The sequence below is a fragment of the Solibacillus daqui genome (genome assembly GCF_028747805.1).
GTDB lineage: Bacteria > Bacillota > Bacilli > Bacillales_A > Planococcaceae > Solibacillus > Solibacillus daqui.
Window position 1 is genome coordinate 340,359 of sequence record NZ_CP114887.1, and the last position, 16,276, is coordinate 356,634.

16 protein-coding genes are annotated in these 16,276 nt (G+C 39.3%); 13 read left to right on the forward strand and 3 right to left on the reverse strand.

The genetic code is table 11. The features are described from left to right. The first annotated feature begins 109 nt into the window (after nucleotides 1-109). The 6 genes from O7776_RS01640 (at nucleotide 110) to O7776_RS01665 (ending at nucleotide 5,518) form a co-directional block, all read left to right on the forward strand. Nucleotides 110-808, forward strand: coding sequence for a CoA transferase subunit A (locus tag O7776_RS01640; RefSeq protein ID WP_274308924.1), 699 nt, complete (start codon nucleotides 110-112; stop codon nucleotides 806-808). Further along, complete coding sequence (locus O7776_RS01645) at nucleotides 808-1,437, forward strand: 3-oxoacid CoA-transferase subunit B (RefSeq protein WP_274308925.1); 630 nt, start codon at nucleotides 808-810, stop codon at nucleotides 1,435-1,437. The genes O7776_RS01640 and O7776_RS01645 overlap by 1 nt, the downstream gene beginning before the upstream one ends. Nucleotides 1,438-1,862: 425 nt before the next feature. Further along, entirely contained in the window at nucleotides 1,863-3,185 is a 1,323-nt protein-coding gene (locus O7776_RS01650; RefSeq protein WP_274308926.1) for an aspartate aminotransferase family protein, read from the forward strand. Between the two features lies 1 nt (nucleotide 3,186). After that, entirely contained in the window at nucleotides 3,187-3,987 is an 801-nt protein-coding gene (locus O7776_RS01655; RefSeq protein ID WP_274308927.1) for a transporter substrate-binding domain-containing protein, read from the forward strand. 165 nt (nucleotides 3,988-4,152) lie between these two features. Continuing rightward, nucleotides 4,153-4,809: an amino acid ABC transporter permease gene (locus tag O7776_RS01660; protein ID WP_274308928.1), complete on the forward strand. Its 657-nt coding sequence runs from the start codon at nucleotides 4,153-4,155 to the stop codon at nucleotides 4,807-4,809. Further along, entirely contained in the window at nucleotides 4,802-5,518 is a 717-nt protein-coding gene (locus tag O7776_RS01665) for an amino acid ABC transporter ATP-binding protein (RefSeq protein ID WP_274308929.1), read from the forward strand. The genes O7776_RS01660 and O7776_RS01665 overlap by 8 nt, the downstream gene beginning before the upstream one ends. Before the next feature lie 88 nt (nucleotides 5,519-5,606). Here O7776_RS01665 and O7776_RS01670 read toward each other — a convergent pair whose 3' ends face one another. The 3 genes from O7776_RS01670 to O7776_RS01680 form a co-directional block, all read right to left on the reverse strand. Next, nucleotides 5,607-5,804, reverse strand: coding sequence for a YwbE family protein (locus O7776_RS01670; protein WP_241367403.1), 198 nt, complete (start codon nucleotides 5,802-5,804; stop codon nucleotides 5,607-5,609). 73 nt (nucleotides 5,805-5,877) lie between these two features. Then, on the reverse strand, nucleotides 5,878-6,801 hold the full coding sequence (locus O7776_RS01675) for a dipeptidase (protein WP_274308930.1): 924 nt from the start codon (nucleotides 6,799-6,801) through the stop codon (nucleotides 5,878-5,880). 118 nt (nucleotides 6,802-6,919) lie between these two features. After that, nucleotides 6,920-8,623, reverse strand: coding sequence for an ABC transporter ATP-binding protein (locus tag O7776_RS01680; RefSeq protein ID WP_274308931.1), 1,704 nt, complete (start codon nucleotides 8,621-8,623; stop codon nucleotides 6,920-6,922). A gap of 219 nt (nucleotides 8,624-8,842) precedes the next feature. Between O7776_RS01680 and O7776_RS01685 the strand changes: the two genes are divergently transcribed. The 7 genes from O7776_RS01685 to O7776_RS01715 all read left to right on the forward strand — a co-directional run bounded on the left by O7776_RS01685 (nucleotide 8,843) and on the right by O7776_RS01715 (nucleotide 16,261). Beyond that, nucleotides 8,843-10,225: a sensor histidine kinase gene (locus O7776_RS01685; protein WP_274308932.1), complete on the forward strand. Its 1,383-nt coding sequence runs from the start codon at nucleotides 8,843-8,845 to the stop codon at nucleotides 10,223-10,225. Next, entirely contained in the window at nucleotides 10,222-10,902 is a 681-nt protein-coding gene (locus tag O7776_RS01690) for a response regulator transcription factor (protein ID WP_274308933.1), read from the forward strand. Before O7776_RS01685 ends, O7776_RS01690 begins: the two co-directional genes overlap by 4 nt. Before the next feature lie 162 nt (nucleotides 10,903-11,064). Further along, nucleotides 11,065-11,628 (forward strand): YdhK family protein, encoded by a 564-nt coding sequence (locus tag O7776_RS01695; protein WP_274308934.1) that lies wholly within the window; start codon nucleotides 11,065-11,067, stop codon nucleotides 11,626-11,628. Between the two features lie 307 nt (nucleotides 11,629-11,935). After that, on the forward strand, nucleotides 11,936-12,841 hold the full coding sequence (locus tag O7776_RS01700) for an HNH endonuclease (protein WP_274308935.1): 906 nt from the start codon (nucleotides 11,936-11,938) through the stop codon (nucleotides 12,839-12,841). A 151-nt stretch (nucleotides 12,842-12,992) separates the two neighbouring features. Then, nucleotides 12,993-13,976 (forward strand): DUF4822 domain-containing protein, encoded by a 984-nt coding sequence (locus O7776_RS01705; RefSeq protein WP_274308936.1) that lies wholly within the window; start codon nucleotides 12,993-12,995, stop codon nucleotides 13,974-13,976. A 122-nt stretch (nucleotides 13,977-14,098) separates the two neighbouring features. Then, nucleotides 14,099-15,550, forward strand: coding sequence for a sensor histidine kinase (locus O7776_RS01710; RefSeq protein ID WP_274308937.1), 1,452 nt, complete (start codon nucleotides 14,099-14,101; stop codon nucleotides 15,548-15,550). 15 nt (nucleotides 15,551-15,565) lie between these two features. Next, nucleotides 15,566-16,261 carry a response regulator transcription factor gene (locus O7776_RS01715; RefSeq protein WP_274308938.1) on the forward strand — a complete coding sequence of 232 codons (696 nt, stop codon included), beginning with the start codon at nucleotides 15,566-15,568 and terminating at the stop codon, nucleotides 16,259-16,261. Nucleotides 16,262-16,276: the final 15 nt, after the last annotated feature.

Genomic DNA, 16,276 nt, shown 5'->3' on the forward strand with positions numbered 1-16,276 from the left:
AAGTGTGGAACCGAGCCATTGGAATAATCATGTGCTCGGTTTTAAATGTCTAAAGAAGGTAAAATCATACAATTTGTAGAATATTGTCTCATTAAAGAGGTGAATTGTTATGGATAAAGTCATTGGTTCGGTGCAGGAGGCTGTTCAGCAAATAGAGCATGGTGCAGTGCTGTTAGTTGGTGGATTTGGGCTTTGTGGCATTCCTGAAAATCTAATTCAAGCGCTAAAAGACAAAGGTGTAAAAGATTTAACTGTTGTGAGTAATAACTGCGGTGTAGATGATTTTGGATTAGGTGTGCTACTTGAACAAAAACAAATCTCAAAAATGATTGCTTCGTATGTAGGGGAAAACAAAATGTTCGAGCAACAGTTTTTAAGTGGAGAATTAGAGGTAGAGCTAACACCCCAAGGCACTTTGGCAGAGCGTATTCGTGCTGGTGGGGCTGGGATTCCAGCATTTTATACGGCTACGGGGGTTGGAACGCCCATCGCACAAGGAAAAGAAACGAAGCAATTTGATGGCAAAACGTATTTATTAGAACGCGCGATTACAGGAGATTTTGCATTAGTGAAAGCATGGAAGGCGGATAGAGCAGGGAATTTAGTGTTTCGTAAAACATCACGTAATTTCAACCCGCTTGTAGCAACTGCGGGGCGAGTGACGATTGTTGAAGTGGAAGAGCTTGTGGAAATCGGCGAGCTTGATCCGGATGAAATTCATTTACCGGGAATTTATGTACAACACATTGTGCATAGCCCGTCCTTTGAGAAACGTATTGAACGTCGCACGATAAGGGAGGAGAGCTAGTGGACGCTCGAAAAAAAATTATTCAACGTGCTGTTCAAGAAATTCAAAATGGGATGTATGTCAATTTAGGCATTGGCATGCCAACGTTAATTGCGAATGAAATTCCAGCCCATTATGATGTGATGCTGCAATCTGAAAATGGATTATTAGGCATTGGCCCGTACCCAACAGAACAGGGAATCGACGCGGATTTAATTAATGCGGGAAAGGAAACGGTAACTGTAAAAAAAGGAGCTGCATTTTTTGATAGCGCCGAAAGCTTTGCAATGATTCGTGGAGGTCATATTGATGTCGCGATTTTAGGCGGTATGGAAGTTTCGCAAAAGGGTGATTTAGCCAATTGGATGATTCCCGGTAAAGTCGTAAAGGGGATGGGCGGTGCGATGGATTTAGTCGTCGGTGCGAAAAAGGTCATTGTCATTATGGAGCATGCAAATAAGTACGGGGAATCCAAAGTGAAGCATGAATGTACGCTCCCACTAACTGGGCTGGGGGTTGTTCATCGACTGATTACTGATTTAGCGGTGTTTGATTTTGAGGGTGGTGTCATGCGGCTTGTTGAATTGCAGGATGGTGTGACGCTTGATGAAGTAAGGGAAAAGACGGAAGCACAGTTTGAAGTTAAATGATAATCGGGATAAGTCGCTGGAATTTTGGCGGCTTTATTGATTTCTGACGACTTAATAAAAGCAACTTTTCGGTCTAAAGATCAGGAATAATGAACTACGACTAACTGCTACTAGTTGAGGTCTTCTCCATATGCTTTGGGTGATATGGGTTTAGTGAATTTTTATTCATGTTCATTCAGTGGAAATAGTGGTTGTGAATTTTCTTTATATTTAAAAACTACATAAATTCACAACAATTACTTCTTTTATTAATAGTATATTCATATATTATGAATAAAATAATGCATAAAAAATTTTGAAAATTCCAAATTTACGTTTTGCTGTTGAATATTTATGCACGACAAGTTAAAATGAATTATCGCTTATTTGATAATCATTAAATTAGTTATCAAAAAGTTGCAAATTATATTGTGAGGTCCTATCAAATGGCAAATTGGTTAGATTTATATAAAGAAATGGGCGATTATTTAGCGCCAAGTATGGCAAAGGATCATCCAAATCTTCCGGTAGTTAAAGAAGAAGGTTGCTATTACTGGGGAGCGGATGGCAAGAAATATTTAGATTTTACATCAGGTATTGCTGTGACAAACACAGGTCACCGTCATCCAAAAGTTGTGCAAGCAATTAAAGACGCAGCAGATGAATTAGTGCATGGGCCATCAGGCGTGATTATGTACGAATCGATTTTAAAATTATCGGAAGAGCTTGGCGAAGTGTTACCAGGTGATTTAGGTTGCTTCTTCTTTGCGAACAGTGGTACGGAGGCAATTGAAGGCTCATTAAAATTAGCGAAATTCGTAACGGAGCGTCCATATGTGATTTCATTTACAGGTTGTTTCCATGGTCGTTCGATGGGTGCGCTTGGTGTGACAACTTCAAAAGCGAAATATCGTAAATTTTTACAGCCATCGCATCTTTCATACCAAATTCCGTATGCAGATGTAAAAGCTGCTCCAGTGGGTGTGGATGCCGAAAGCTATGTTGTAGAAAAACTTGAAAAAGATTTCAAACAGCTATTCAAGCACCAAGTAACACCTGAAGAAGTAGCGGCGGTAATTTTAGAACCTGTTTTAGGTGAAGGTGGCTATATCATCCCACCAAAAGCTTGGGTGAAAAAAATCCGTGAAATTTGTGACCAACATGGCATCTTATTAATTTTTGATGAAGTACAAACTGGCTTTGGTCGTACAGGTGAATGGTTCGCTGCACAATACTTTGATGTAACGCCGGACATTATGGCGATTGCTAAAGGCATTGCATCAGGCTTACCACTTTCAGCTACAGTTGCGTCAAAACAATTAATGCAAAAATGGCCGATTGGTTCACATGGTACAACATTCGGTGGCAACCCAATCGCCTGTTCTGTAGCACGTACAACATTAGAAATATTCCACGAAGAAAACTTAGTAGAAAATTCTCGCGAAGTCGGTGCATATGCCCGCGAACAATTGTTAAAAATGAAAGAAAAATATTCAATTATTAGCGACGTGCGTTCAGCTGGTTTAATGATTGGAATTGAATTATCAGACCCAACTACAGGTGAGGTTTCTGGTGAAGCAGTCGGGAAAGTATTAGATTACGCACTTGAAGAAGGTGTGCTGTTCTATCTATGTGGTAATGAAGGCGAAGTTATTCGTATGATCCCACCACTTACAGTAACAAAACAACAAATTGACGACGGCTTACAAATGTTAGACAAAGCCATCGAACGATATTTACAAGAACAACTAATAAAAGGAGAGAAATAACATGAACAAAAAGTGGCTATTAGCAATTTTAACAACACTTGTCATTGCAGTATTAGCAGCATGTGGTACTTCAAAAGACGACAAAGAAACATCTGGTAGTGCAGGTGAAGGTTCAACAGACAGCAAGAAAACATTAATCGTAGGTACATCAGCAGACTACGCACCATTCGAATACGTAGACACTGCAACAAGTGATGAAATTATCGGTTTCGATATCGATTTAATCAAAACAGTTGGTGACAAATTAGGCTATGAAATCGAAGTACAAAACATGGACTTCAACTCACTTATTACAGCATTACAAGCGAAAAAATTTGACGTAGTTATCTCTGGTATGACACCAACAGCAGATCGTGACAAAGTGGTAGACTTCTCAGTTCCTTACTATGAAACAGAGCAATATTTAATTTTCGATAAAGAAAAAGGCTACACAACTCCAGCTGATGTTGCTGGTGGTGTTGTAGGTGCGCAAGTTTCTTCTATCCAAGAAGATTTAGCGAAAGTATTAGGGGAAGAACATGGATTTAAAGTAGAAAGCCGTAACTTAATTCCTGAGTTAATCCAAGAGTTAAAAACAGGGCGTTTTGATGCAGCAGTAATCGAAAATATCGTTTCTGAAAACTACTTAGCAAAAAATGATGATTTAGCAGCCTTCCCAATCGAAGTAGAAGAGCCAGATTATAAATCAATCGTATTCCAAGAAGGTAGCGAATTAAAAGCGGAGTTCGACAAAGTCATTGAAGAGTTAACTGCTGACGGTACAATTGAAGAATTAAAGAAAAAATGGTTTGTTGTTGAATAATAGCAAGTAACAACCAAGAGGCACGTACTTTAGCTTGGTCTGGAAGAAAAATTAACGTCATTCAGCTGTTAGCGTTGAATGACGTTTCTCACGTTTTTTTAGAGAGAAAGACCGATAATGGATTTCTCTGCTAAAACAAATTCAATTAAAGAAAGGAGGGCTACGATGTTCAACTTTGATGCAGTCGTACCCTCTATCCCGTATATTTTTGAGGGGATAGGTATTACATTACAAATCGTTGTCGGCGCGACGATTATGGGGTTAGTTTTAGGTATTTTATTAGCATTATGTAAAATCGGTAATGTGACGCCACTTCGTTGGTTTGCGAGCTTTTATACTTCGATTTTCCGAGGAACACCGTTAGTTCTTCAATTAATGATAATTTACTATGCGGTTCCGCAAGTGTTAGATATTAAAATTGAACCAATTCCAGCGGCGATTATTGCATTCGGTTTAAACTCAGGGGCGTATATTTCTGAAATTATTCGTGCTGGTATTAACGCAGTGGATAAAGGACAAATGGAAGCTGCGAAAGCACTGGGGATTCCATATGCAAAAATGATGAAAGACATCATTTTGCCGCAAGCAATGAAAAATATTTTACCATCGTTAATGAATGAATTTATTACGTTAAATAAAGAATCAGCCATCGTTACGGTAATCGGGGCAATGGACATTATGCGCCGTGCGTACGTTGTCGGTGGTTCGACGTTTACGTACTTAGAGCCGTTACTAATTGCGGGCTTAATCTACTATGTAATGACATTGATATTATCATTCCTTGGCAGAACGCTAGAAAAGAGGATGAAACGCAGTGATTAAAATTGATAATCTGAAAAAATCATATGGCAAAAATGAAGTATTAAAGGGCATTTCAACTGAAATCAGTGAAAAAGAAGTAATTGCCATCATCGGTCCTTCAGGTTCAGGGAAATCAACGTTTTTACGCTGCATTAACCGCTTAGAAGAACCAACTGAAGGCGTAATTACAATTGCGGGTGTAGAAGTAACAGACAAAAACGTTATGAAGGTGCGCGAGGATTTAGGCATGGTGTTTCAGCACTTCCACCTCTTCCCACACAAAACGGTTTTAGAAAACTTAACATACGCACCCATTAACGTAAAAGGCGTGGCAAAGGACCAAGCTGTGAAATCAGCTGAAGAGCTGTTAACAAAGGTTGGGCTTTACGACAAGCGTAACGAGTATCCGAATCGTTTATCGGGTGGTCAAAAGCAACGTGTGGCCATAGCGCGAGCACTAGCGATGAACCCAACAGCGATTCTATTCGATGAGCCAACAAGTGCGCTTGACCCAGAAATGGTTAAAGAGGTTTTAGAGGTTATGAAATCTCTTGCTAAAGAGGGAATGACGATGCTAATTGTAACGCATGAAATGGGCTTTGCACGTGAAGTAGCAGACCGCGTCCTGTTTTTAGATGGTGGCTATTTAGTGGAAGAAGCATCTCCGAAAGAATTCTTCTCATCGCCAAAAACAGAGCGAGCAAAAGCGTTTTTAGAGAAAGTTTTATAATGATCGTAGACACACCCGTAGGAGAGAACTTGCGGGTGGTTTTTTGTTTTAAAAAACGAAGGCCTAGTTTAGGACCTTCGTTAAACTATTATTTCGGATACGTCTGGCATACACGCCCAACTTGCCCATCTGTTAAGCGTACTTTAATGCCATGTGGGTGAAAGCTGCTGTTTGTTAGGAGGTCTTTTACTGTGCCACGCGTTGTGTTGCCGGTGCGTTGATCTTTCTTTAAGACGATATCTACCTCTAAGCCAGCGTAAACATCGCTGCGATTTTTTCCGTTCATGTTCTTTGCTCCTTCATGCTCGTATGTTTTCCTAGTATAGCATGAACGTTCCATGAAGCGAAAAAGGTCCAGCTTATTTCGGCAAATGGTTTAAAAAATTCGCATAGCAAAAACCGTGCACATCTTCCTCACGATAATATTTCAGTAGCTCATTTACTAAATTTTGATGCATGCCGGCATGTTCCAACCCTGGAATTTTGCTAGAGATGCCATCAAAGTCAGATCCAAGCCCAATTAAATGCTTACCGCCAAGGGAGCTAATATGGTCGATATGCTTGATTAACTCACTCATATCCGCTTGCTCTGTGCCATTCACAAATTCAGGGAAGTAAACAACATGCATCGGCGCGCTTTTCGTAATCATTGCGCGGATTTGCTCGTCGGTTAAATTGCGTTCATGGTTGCATACAGATGTAGCATTTGAATGGGAGGCGATGACATAATCCGCATGCTCGAGCACATGCCAAAAGCTTTGTTCATGTAAGTGCGTCACATCGGTGAAAATGTTATGTGTATTATTGAGCTGAATAATTTCACGGCCAAAATCCGTTACACCGCGTCCTAACTTACTATATAAACCATCCGCTGCTTCGTTTGCAAAATTCCACGTTAAGCCAATCGCAAGTACACCAAACTTGTAGAATTCATGCCAAAATTTGATGTTACCACCAAAGAAATCAACACCTTCAATTGTTAAAAATGCCCCGATTTGACCGGGCTGCAATGTATGGAAATCGTGCCATTGCTTCATGTGCACCATTTTCGGATGCGCCTCAATGAGCTGCTGAAAATATTCCGCTTGTTTATAAGCAGACTGAATTTTCCCCAGTGGTGATAAATCCGGGTTCACATAGATGGCAAATGCTTGTGCCATCACATTGCCAGCTTGTAATTTTTCGTAATTAACGTCTAATGTTGGCGCATTCGTAAAGCTATCGTTTCGTTGGAATAAACGAAGTAGGGCATCACAATGTAAATCGATAATTGGTATTGCCATTTGAGCTCACCATCCCGTTGAATTTTCCTTCATTATAATGAATATGAAAATAATTCCCAAAATATTTTCAAATAAAAATGCCTCACGCTAGATGGAGTTTCTAACGTGAGGCATGTGATTAAGCGTGATGCAGCCCGGCGAAAATGCCGCCTTTTGCAACAAGCTCCTCGTATGTGCCTTGCTCCTCGATGCCATTTGGTGTGACAACGAAAATATAATCAGCATCGCGAATTGTCGCTAAGCGGTGCGCGATAATAAGCGTTGTACGATTTTTGGCTAAATCATTTAGAGATTGCTGAATGATGCGCTCGGTCGCTGTATCTAAAGCAGAGGTTGCTTCATCTAAAATTAAGATTGGTGGATTTTTTAAGAACATACGTGCAATTGCGAGACGTTGCTTTTGTCCACCTGATAATTTCAGCCCGCGTTCACCGATTTGGGTTTCGAAGCCATCTGGCAAGTTTTCGATGAATTCGAGTAAGTTAGCTTGCTCGGCTGCGGCTTTAATTTCGTTAAAGTTAGCGCCAAGTTTACCGTACTCAATATTTTCACGAATGGTGCCGGTAAAGAGGAACACATCTTGCTGCACTGTCCCAATTTGCTTACGTAGAGAGCTTTGCGTTAAATCGCGGATATCGTGCCCGTCGATTGTAATCGAGCCTTCTGTTACATCATAGAAGCGCGGAATAAGTGAGCTGATCGTTGTTTTCCCTGAACCCGATGGACCCACAAAGGCAATCGTTTTGCCGGCTTCAACATGGAATGAAAGATTGTTTAATACTTGTTTACTATCTGCGTAGTTGAAGCTAACTTCGTTGAAGGCGATATTTCCATGTAAATGGTTCACTTCAATGGCATTTGGACGGTCTACAATGGTTGGCTCTAGGTCAATTAAATCGCAGAAGCGTTTAAAGCCCGCCATGCCTTTAGGATACATTTCAAGCAACGCACTAATTTTGTCGATTGGTTTTATGAGTACATTCGTAAAGAGAATAAAGCTCGCAAACTCACCATACGTTAGCTGCTTCGTATATGAGAGCCAAGCCCCGACAACTAACACAACTAATGTTAGGAGGCGCGTTAAAATGTAAATGCTTGAGTGTGTACCCGCCATGACCTTATATGCATAGATTTTTGCTTTGCGGAATAAAGCATTTTGTTCCTTGAAGCGCTTCTTCTCAAATTCCTCATTCGTAAAGGATTTAACAACGCGAATTCCTGAAAAGCTGTCCTCCACGCGGCCGTTGACATTGGCAATTTCACTATACATCACCGTCCAGCCCTTTTTCATGCGCTGATTACTTAAATACATTACAGCAATTAAAAATGGAACAAATACTAAAATAAGCGTCGCCATTGTTGCGTTAATGTTATACATAATCGAAAATGCTCCGATAAAGGTCATAATCGCAATAAAGAAATCCTCAGGACCATGGTGCGCAAATTCGCCGATATCAAATAAATCATTCGTAATACGGCTCATTAAATGGCCAGTTTTCATATTATCGAAAAACGTATAAGGCTGACGCTGCACATGATTGAACAGCTGCTGACGCATATCGGTTTCGATATTAACGCCAAGCTTATGCCCTAAATAGTTGACGATAAAGTTCATGACCGTGCTTAAAAGGTACGTGAAGAGTAGTAATGCACTAATTTTGGTAATCATGCCCCAATCATTCGTCGGCAGTAAATCATCGATAAATCGTTGTACCGCAACTGGGAACAGTAGCTCTAAAATGGCGACGAATACCGCACTTGAAAAGTCGATGATAAATAAGCGTTTGTGTGGCTTATAGTATGTAAAAAATCTTTTTAGCATAGGTTGTCCTTTCTGTTAAGCAATGTTAACGGGGTGTCATTATTAGTGAAAATGATTCTTAATATGGATTATAGCATTTTTTCGAGGGGCGAAGGAATAGGGAGCGAAACCCTAGCTTCCGTGCATAACACACAGAGCGGACATTTTGGATGGATAGCTGCATAGTTTTTTCATAATTTTACTCTATACTAGAGGTTGAAGAGAGGTGTATGATCTCCGATGAAGCGAATTTCAACAAAATTAGCCGTCTATTTTTTTCTAACGGTGTTCGTCATGCAATTATTGTTAATGTATTATCTCCATCACAGTATGATTACATCAAAGGTAAATGAAGAATATGAACGACTTTTAGCCAATGGCTCTAATCATCGCGATGTTCTTGTTGAGAATTATTCAGAGTCCACGGTGCATCATATTGTTTTGATGGAAATGGATAGTAACCGACAAGTGATCATTACCGATCGTGATGGTAAGGTCATAAAAAGCTCAGAAAACGATGCTCAAAAATTAAGCAATTTTATGCCCGTCTTACCAACAACATTTTTAAAACAGGATACCTTACTCGTTTCAGATTGGAAGAATGCCCCTTACATCATTAGTGTGCATCCGTTTCACATACAAACGAATGACGAAAAGGGCTATGTTGTAATGCTTCAAAGCACACGCCCAATCGAACAATTAGTAAATCAACTCAATTTTCATTTTGGTATTGCCGGTATCACTAGCGTACTCGTTTTACTGATTGCCTACTTCGTGTTATCCAAAATTTTAACGCGACCATTAATTCGGATGAAAGAAGCTACAGAAAAGATAAACGCTGGAGACTTTCAAGTAGAGCTACCAAAATTGAAACAGGATGAGCTTGGTGAACTATCACAAGCAATCCAAATGTTAGCTCGTGATTTAGAGCGACTAAAAAAAGAAAGAAATGAATTTCTTGCTGCTATTGCACATGAATTAAGCACCCCGTTAACCTATTTAATTGGTTATACAAAAGTCGCGATGAGACCTGAAATCCGAGAAGATGAAAGAAATCAATATTTACGTATTCTAGTTGAGGAGTCTGAGCGTATGAAGGAGCTCGTAAAAAATTTAGTAGATTTAGCGAAAATGGATGAAAACTCATTTACCATTTCAAAAGAAAATTTTGGAGCAAAGGCATACTTTCAACAGTTAATAAACCTTGTCCATCCTTCGTTTACATTAAAGGATTTAGAATTAACATTCATTTGTAATAAGGATGTTCAAATCTACGCAGACCCTTTGCGATTAGAGCAAATTATTTTAAATTTACTAGACAATGCGAAGAAATATTCACCTTCGTACACACAGGTTACATTGTCTGTTTCAACAGAGCACAATAAAACGATTATTTCTATTACTGATCAAGGCATCGGAATTCCTCCGGTTGAAATCGGCTATATTTTTGAAAAATTATATCGTGTAGAGAAATCGCGTTCTCGCTCACTCGGTGGATCAGGAATTGGACTAGCCGTAGTAAAAGAATTAGTCGAGGCACATGGAGGTACAATCGATGTGAAAAGTACTTTAGGAAAAGGAAGTACCTTCACAATCACCCTAAAAGGCGAGGTGGCGGAATGACGAAAACAATTTTATTAGTAGATGATGAACAGCGAATGCTCGATTTAATTGAACTGTTCCTCATGCCAGCTGGATTTAGATGTATAAAAAATATCAATGGACAGGATGCGATTCACACTTTACAAAAGGAAAATATCGACCTTGTCATTCTTGATGTGATGATGCCACTAATGGATGGTTGGGAACTGTGCACAAAAATACGGATGTTTTCAAATGTGCCCATCATGATGCTGACAGCGAGGTCTGAAAAGCTAGACTTGGTGAAGGGGTTAAATACAGGGGCTGATGATTATATAACAAAGCCCTTCGATGAGCAGGAACTAATAGCAAGAGTGAATGCTTTGTTAAGACGGAGTAATCATGAACATACACCACAAAATATAGTTGTACATGGGAACTTTGAATTAAATAAAGAAACGTTTTCGCTTCATTATGAGGCTTGCACGATTCGGCTAACATTGAAGGAATTTCTAATCATTGAAGCGCTTTTATCGCGTCCGCAAAAAACATTTACACGCGAGGAACTAATGACGATTGCGTGGGAGTTCGATGCGTTCATTGATCAGCGCACGGTCGATTCACATATAAGAAATCTACGCGAAAAATTAAGGACAGCCGGTTTTCCAATCGAGCAAATCATTAAAACTGTGTGGGGAATTGGTTATAAATGGGTATAGATGGTACCGTACCCTAGTAGCGAATTGGATGAACAAAAATTCATCACCTTGTTATTTCTTCTAAATGGATTCCCAAACTAATAATAATGATGTCTGCACAGTATTTGCAAAATTAATGGTTACAATAAAAATAGCCATTATAAGATTACGAGGAGGACATTTATGAAGAAGAAACTAACGCTGGGATTCTTGACCATTGCTTTATCATTTACATTAGCCGCATGTGCCGAAGAAAAGAAAGAGCAGGGTACAGATAATACAGACAATGAACATGCAACTATGGACCATTCAACGATGAATCATTCAAGTGATGGGGAACTACCTGAAGGCTTAGCAGAAGCTACGAACCCAACTTTCCCTGTCGGCACTACTGCGATGATGCATGCAGATCATATGGATGGTATGAATGGGGTTAAAGCTACTGTGGTGGGCGCTTATGATACAACGGTTTATGCAGTTACGTACACGTCTACAACTACTGGAGAACTTGTAAAAAATCATAAATGGGTCATTCACGAAGAGCTTGAAAATCCAGGTGCAGCCTCTCTTGAACCAGGCACAGAAGTAACGTTACGCGCGGATCATATGGAAGGGATGGACGGTGCAACGGCAGTTATTGACTCCGCCGAAAAAACAACGGTCTATATGGTTGACTACACTTCATCTAAAGGAGAAAAAGTGACAAATCACAAATGGGTAACAGAAAGCGAGTTAGCGGCTGAATAGAGCTACAAACGAAGGAACGAACAGTGAGTACAGTAGCAACGTGAAAATCATCACAACTCGTTCATGTATCGCATGCGTAAGGAACCGATGAAGGTGAGAAAATAGAATATCAGGAACCATTAAAAATTCAGGCAAATGACGTCGATTGAGACCGTTTGGCTGAATTTTTTTATGGGTTGGGGATTGGTGATCCATAAAGGCGTGGCATTGTTTTGTGCGAAAGGTGTCTTTCTATAAGCACATTTTTATTTTTGAGGGAATAATAGTGGTAAGCTATATGAAACGATGAAGATAAGGGTGTACGGACATGAATTTTTATATAGTAATGCAAGGGAAAACATACGAACAGGCAAAGGACGCGAATGTTGTTTGGTGCTCCATTTACGATAATAGCGGGCAGACACCGCATTCTTGGGAGCGCATGAACGAGGTGAAACAGGGCGATGCCATTTTCCATTGTGTAAAAGGCGAAATTGTCGCAATTAGTATTGCGCAGGAAGATTGCCGTAAAGGTGAAAATCCGTTCGATGAAGCTAAACACATTGGCAATCTATTCATTTCTGCCTATGAGCCACTTCAAATCCCGATAGCAATTAAAGCAAACTTTGAGCATATCCAGCAGCTCTTACCAGTGAAATACTCCCCATTCCAACAAAATGGCGATGGTAACCAAGGCTTCTTATATCCTTGTAATGAAATGCTCGCGATTAAATTGTTAGAGCTTATTAGTGATGCGAATATTTATGAGGAAAATGAAGAACAGCTAGAATTTGCGATCGGATTAATTGCACAAAAAGAACGCAATACATTAGCGCCGATTTTAATTGAAACCGAAGCAGAGGCCAAGGTGAAAATTCGCAGGGGTCAGCAAAAATTCAAAAAGCAACTGACTCCTTTATGGGACCATCATTGCGCGTTATGCGGCATCGAATTACCAGAGCTTTTAAAAGCAAGCCACTCCAAACCGTGGAAAGATTCGACGGATGAAGAACGACTCGATCCGTATAATGGCATTTTACTATGCAGCAACCATGATACATTATACGACCGCGGCTATATTGCCTTTGATGGTACTGGAAAAATTCACATTTCACCGGAGCTTGCGAAAGCGGATTATAGTAAGTACGGCATTCATGAAAAGATGCGTGTAAACCGTGTGGAGGAGAATAAGAAGTATTTTAAGTGGCATAAGCGGGAGATTTTTAGAGGATGAGGCAGAACGTTTTTCGCCAATCATTATCTATCGCTAAGGAGATCGGAATTAACAAAGCTTCGAATTTATAATTTGTTTATATTTGCGATATAAGGAGTTTAGAACTGCCTTTCATAATGAAGTATAAGAAAATGAAAGGGAGAGAACAAATATGAATAAAAAATTAAAATTTGCATCATTGGTAGTATTTAGCTCATTAACAATTTTAGCTGCATGTAACGACGAGACAGTAACGGAGAAAACGAATTCAACGGAACCAGTTGAGCAACAAGAGAAACAGGAGCAAACATCACAAGTTGAAACGGAAAACCAGCTTACAAAAGGTCAGGAAATGGTTAATCTTTTAGGGAGTACAGATTGGCAAGGAACAAAGGTTTACGATAAAGATAATAATGACTTAACAAAGGAAAATGCAAACTTTATTGGTTTGGCGAAGTATGATGCTGAAACAGGTCGCTATGAATTTTTTGATGCAGCGACAAAGGAAACACGAGGAGATGAAGGGACATTCTTTGTGACAAATGATGGGAAGAAACGAATTTTAATTTCTAATACGAAGCAGTATCAAGCTGTTGTGGAGATGACGGAACTGAGCGAAGATATTTTCACATACAAGCGCATGGGCAAAGATGCAGCTGGCAATGATGTAGAAGTTTATGTTGAACATATTCCGTACGAAGAATCAAAATTAGCATTTACAAATCCAGGACAAAATTTAGTGGCAACGACAGGCACGATTTTGACGGACGTAGATGGTGATAAAATTTTAAGTGAAACATTATGGCAAGGAACAAAAGTACTGGATGAGCAGGGGAATGATGTGACAGAGCAAAATGCGAACTTTATTAGCATCGCTAAATTTGACCTAACAACAAATCAATATGAATTTTTCAATGTTGAAACAGGGGAGAGCCGTGGGGACTTTGGTTACTTTGATGTGATTAATAGTAATAAAGTGCGCGCACATGTATCGCTAGGTGAAAAAAAATATGGGGCTGCTCTTGAGCTGACAGAATTAAACGATAGCAAGTTCACATATAAGCGAATGGGTAAAGATGCAGCAGGCAATGAAGTGACTATTTTTGTTGAGCATGAGCCATATAAGGGAGAATTCAATCCAAATTTCAGCTTTTAACTTTTATTAGCAATTTCTTTTGTACCCTAAGTGAACAGAGGCAATTACGCCGAGGCATAAATGATTAAATAATAGTTAACTATACAATAGTTTTATATAGAGGTTAGAGAAAGGAGATTACTATGACAATAAAAAATCGATTTCTCATTTCATATATTGGGGGTATTTTTATTGCGAGCGTCTCCATTCTTCTAATTTTATGTATTGCTTTTTATGTAACGACAGGATCGATACCGACGCCGAAAACATTGTATCAATCTTTTACGAAGCAGCGTTCCTTGAGCCCAGAAGAGGAGCTTGCTTATGTGGAGTTACGAAATATAGCGAAAAGTACGCCGGACCAACTAATAGGAGAGGCTATGCTAAATAAATTACAACAATTAGAGCAGCTATCTCTTGGTCTCGTGATTCGTAAGGATGAGGACATTTTATATTATTCGGAGGAGCTAGTTGAAAGGTCGCTTATTGTGCATTTCCCTGATTTTGATACAAACAATATTGAAACAAAGGGTACCATAGATAATGCAGGGAGAATGTACCGTTACATTAAATATGATTTTTATTACAGCGATCAGACTAAAGGTAGTGTTCTTGTATTAAAAAAGGAAAATAGCTTATTAGAATTTCTGACAAGATGGGGATTGCTTATTAGTATGCTCATTTTGTTCGTTTCAGTTGCAGCTATGCTTTTTTTGAATCATCAAATACGCAAATCAATTATTCAGCCCATTGAAAAATTAGGTCAAACAATGTCCGGTATTCGAAATGGGGACATGATGATGAAGACATCTATTTTGCCGGAAAATACTGCAAAAGAAGTGCAGCAGTTGATGGCAAATTTTGAACAAATGCGAGAAGCATTACTTGCATCGATTGAGGAGCAGCAAAATCTTGAAAATAACCGAAAAGAATTAGTGGCAAGTATTTCACATGATTTAAAAACGCCGATTACCTCTATTATTGGTTATGTAGAAGGATTGAGGGAAGGTGTTGCTGAAACACCTGAAAAGCGGGAAAAGTATTTAAAAACAATCCATTCTAAATCACTTGCCTTAAATCATTTAATAGAGGAGCTTTTTCTCTATTCAAAGCTTGATGCAGAAGCAGTACAATTCCATTTTGAACGTACTTCATTGCCAGATTTTCTAGCGCATGTTGTAGAGGAGTTTCAATTATCTAATCGACAGGTACACATTGACTTGCAAGTTTCTGGTAAAGTGTATGTGCAGATTGACCGTATGCATATGAATCGTGCAATTAATAATCTAATTGAAAATAGTATAAAGTTTCAAAAGGCGACGGGGCCATTAATGATTATTGTTGAAGTAATTGCTGTGTCTCGCTTTGTACAATTAATTGTTAAAGATAACGGGCAAGGGATTTCGGAGGAAAAATTGCCCTATGTATTTGATCATTTTTATCGCGGGGAGGAAGCTCGAACATCAGCAACAGGTGGCAGTGGCTTAGGGCTTGCGATTGTGAAGCAAATTGTTGAAAAGCATAAAGGTCAGGTAAAAGTTCAAAGTACGTTACATGAAGGCACATCTGTAATCATTGTTTTGGAAAAGGCTTAAAGGAAGTGTTGAAAAATGGTAGCATCACGAATTTTAATTATTGAAGATGATCTAAGCATTGCGGAATTGCAGCGAGATTATTTAGAAATTCATTCAATAGAAGCGGATATTGTAACAGATGGTTTTGAAGGGATGAATTGTGCAATTAATGAAGCATATGACTTAGTTGTGATAGATCTAATGCTTCCTTCAATGAATGGATTTGAAATTTGTCGCCGTATTCGCGAGGTGAAAAATATTCCACTCATGGTTGTGTCAGCAAAAAAGGAAGATGTTGATAAAGTTCGTGCCCTTGGTTTAGGTGCGGATGATTATATGACAAAACCATTTAGTCCTAGTGAATTGGTTGCACGTGTCCAAGCGCATATAAAACGCTACAAACAGTTAACAGGCGTAGGGCAAGCAGTAGAGTATATCGAAATGAATAATATTGTTGTAGATAAGGCAGCGCGTAAGGTTTTTGTGCTCGGCAAAGAAATTACATTTACAACTAAGGAGTTTGATTTACTCGTCTTTTTTATGGAACATCCGAATCGTGTATGGACGAAGGAACAGCTTTTTCGCCAATTATGGTATATGGATGATCTGGATGGGGATGTATTCACTGTTGTGGTACATGTCGGGCGCATTCGTGACAAATTAAAAAAGGGGAAGTTGTCAGAGCTACCGATTGAAACCATTTGGGGCAGCGGTTATCGTTTTAACTATTGAAACATTCCTTGTAAA

Bases quoted from the DNA above. Each gene is read 5' to 3' on its own strand.
- O7776_RS01715 (WP_274308938.1), top strand. From the start codon at position 15,566: ATGGTAGCATCACGAATTTTAATTATTGAAGATGATCTAAGCATTGCG.
- O7776_RS01695 (WP_274308934.1), top strand. From the start codon at position 11,065: ATGAAGAAGAAACTAACGCTGGGATTCTTGACCATTGCTTTATCATTT.
- O7776_RS01660 (WP_274308928.1), top strand. From the start codon at position 4,153: ATGTTCAACTTTGATGCAGTCGTACCCTCTATCCCGTATATTTTTGAG.
- O7776_RS01690 (WP_274308933.1), top strand. From the start codon at position 10,222: ATGACGAAAACAATTTTATTAGTAGATGATGAACAGCGAATGCTCGAT.
- O7776_RS01685 (WP_274308932.1), top strand. From the start codon at position 8,843: ATGAAGCGAATTTCAACAAAATTAGCCGTCTATTTTTTTCTAACGGTG.
- O7776_RS01655 (WP_274308927.1), top strand. From the start codon at position 3,187: ATGAACAAAAAGTGGCTATTAGCAATTTTAACAACACTTGTCATTGCA.
- O7776_RS01675 (WP_274308930.1), bottom strand. From the start codon at position 6,801: ATGGCAATACCAATTATCGATTTACATTGTGATGCCCTACTTCGTTTA.
- O7776_RS01700 (WP_274308935.1), top strand. From the start codon at position 11,936: ATGAATTTTTATATAGTAATGCAAGGGAAAACATACGAACAGGCAAAG.
- O7776_RS01640 (WP_274308924.1), top strand. From the start codon at position 110: ATGGATAAAGTCATTGGTTCGGTGCAGGAGGCTGTTCAGCAAATAGAG.
- O7776_RS01710 (WP_274308937.1), top strand. From the start codon at position 14,099: ATGACAATAAAAAATCGATTTCTCATTTCATATATTGGGGGTATTTTT.
- O7776_RS01670 (WP_241367403.1), bottom strand. From the start codon at position 5,804: ATGAACGGAAAAAATCGCAGCGATGTTTACGCTGGCTTAGAGGTAGAT.
- O7776_RS01650 (WP_274308926.1), top strand. From the start codon at position 1,863: ATGGCAAATTGGTTAGATTTATATAAAGAAATGGGCGATTATTTAGCG.
- O7776_RS01705 (WP_274308936.1), top strand. From the start codon at position 12,993: ATGAATAAAAAATTAAAATTTGCATCATTGGTAGTATTTAGCTCATTA.
- O7776_RS01680 (WP_274308931.1), bottom strand. From the start codon at position 8,623: ATGCTAAAAAGATTTTTTACATACTATAAGCCACACAAACGCTTATTT.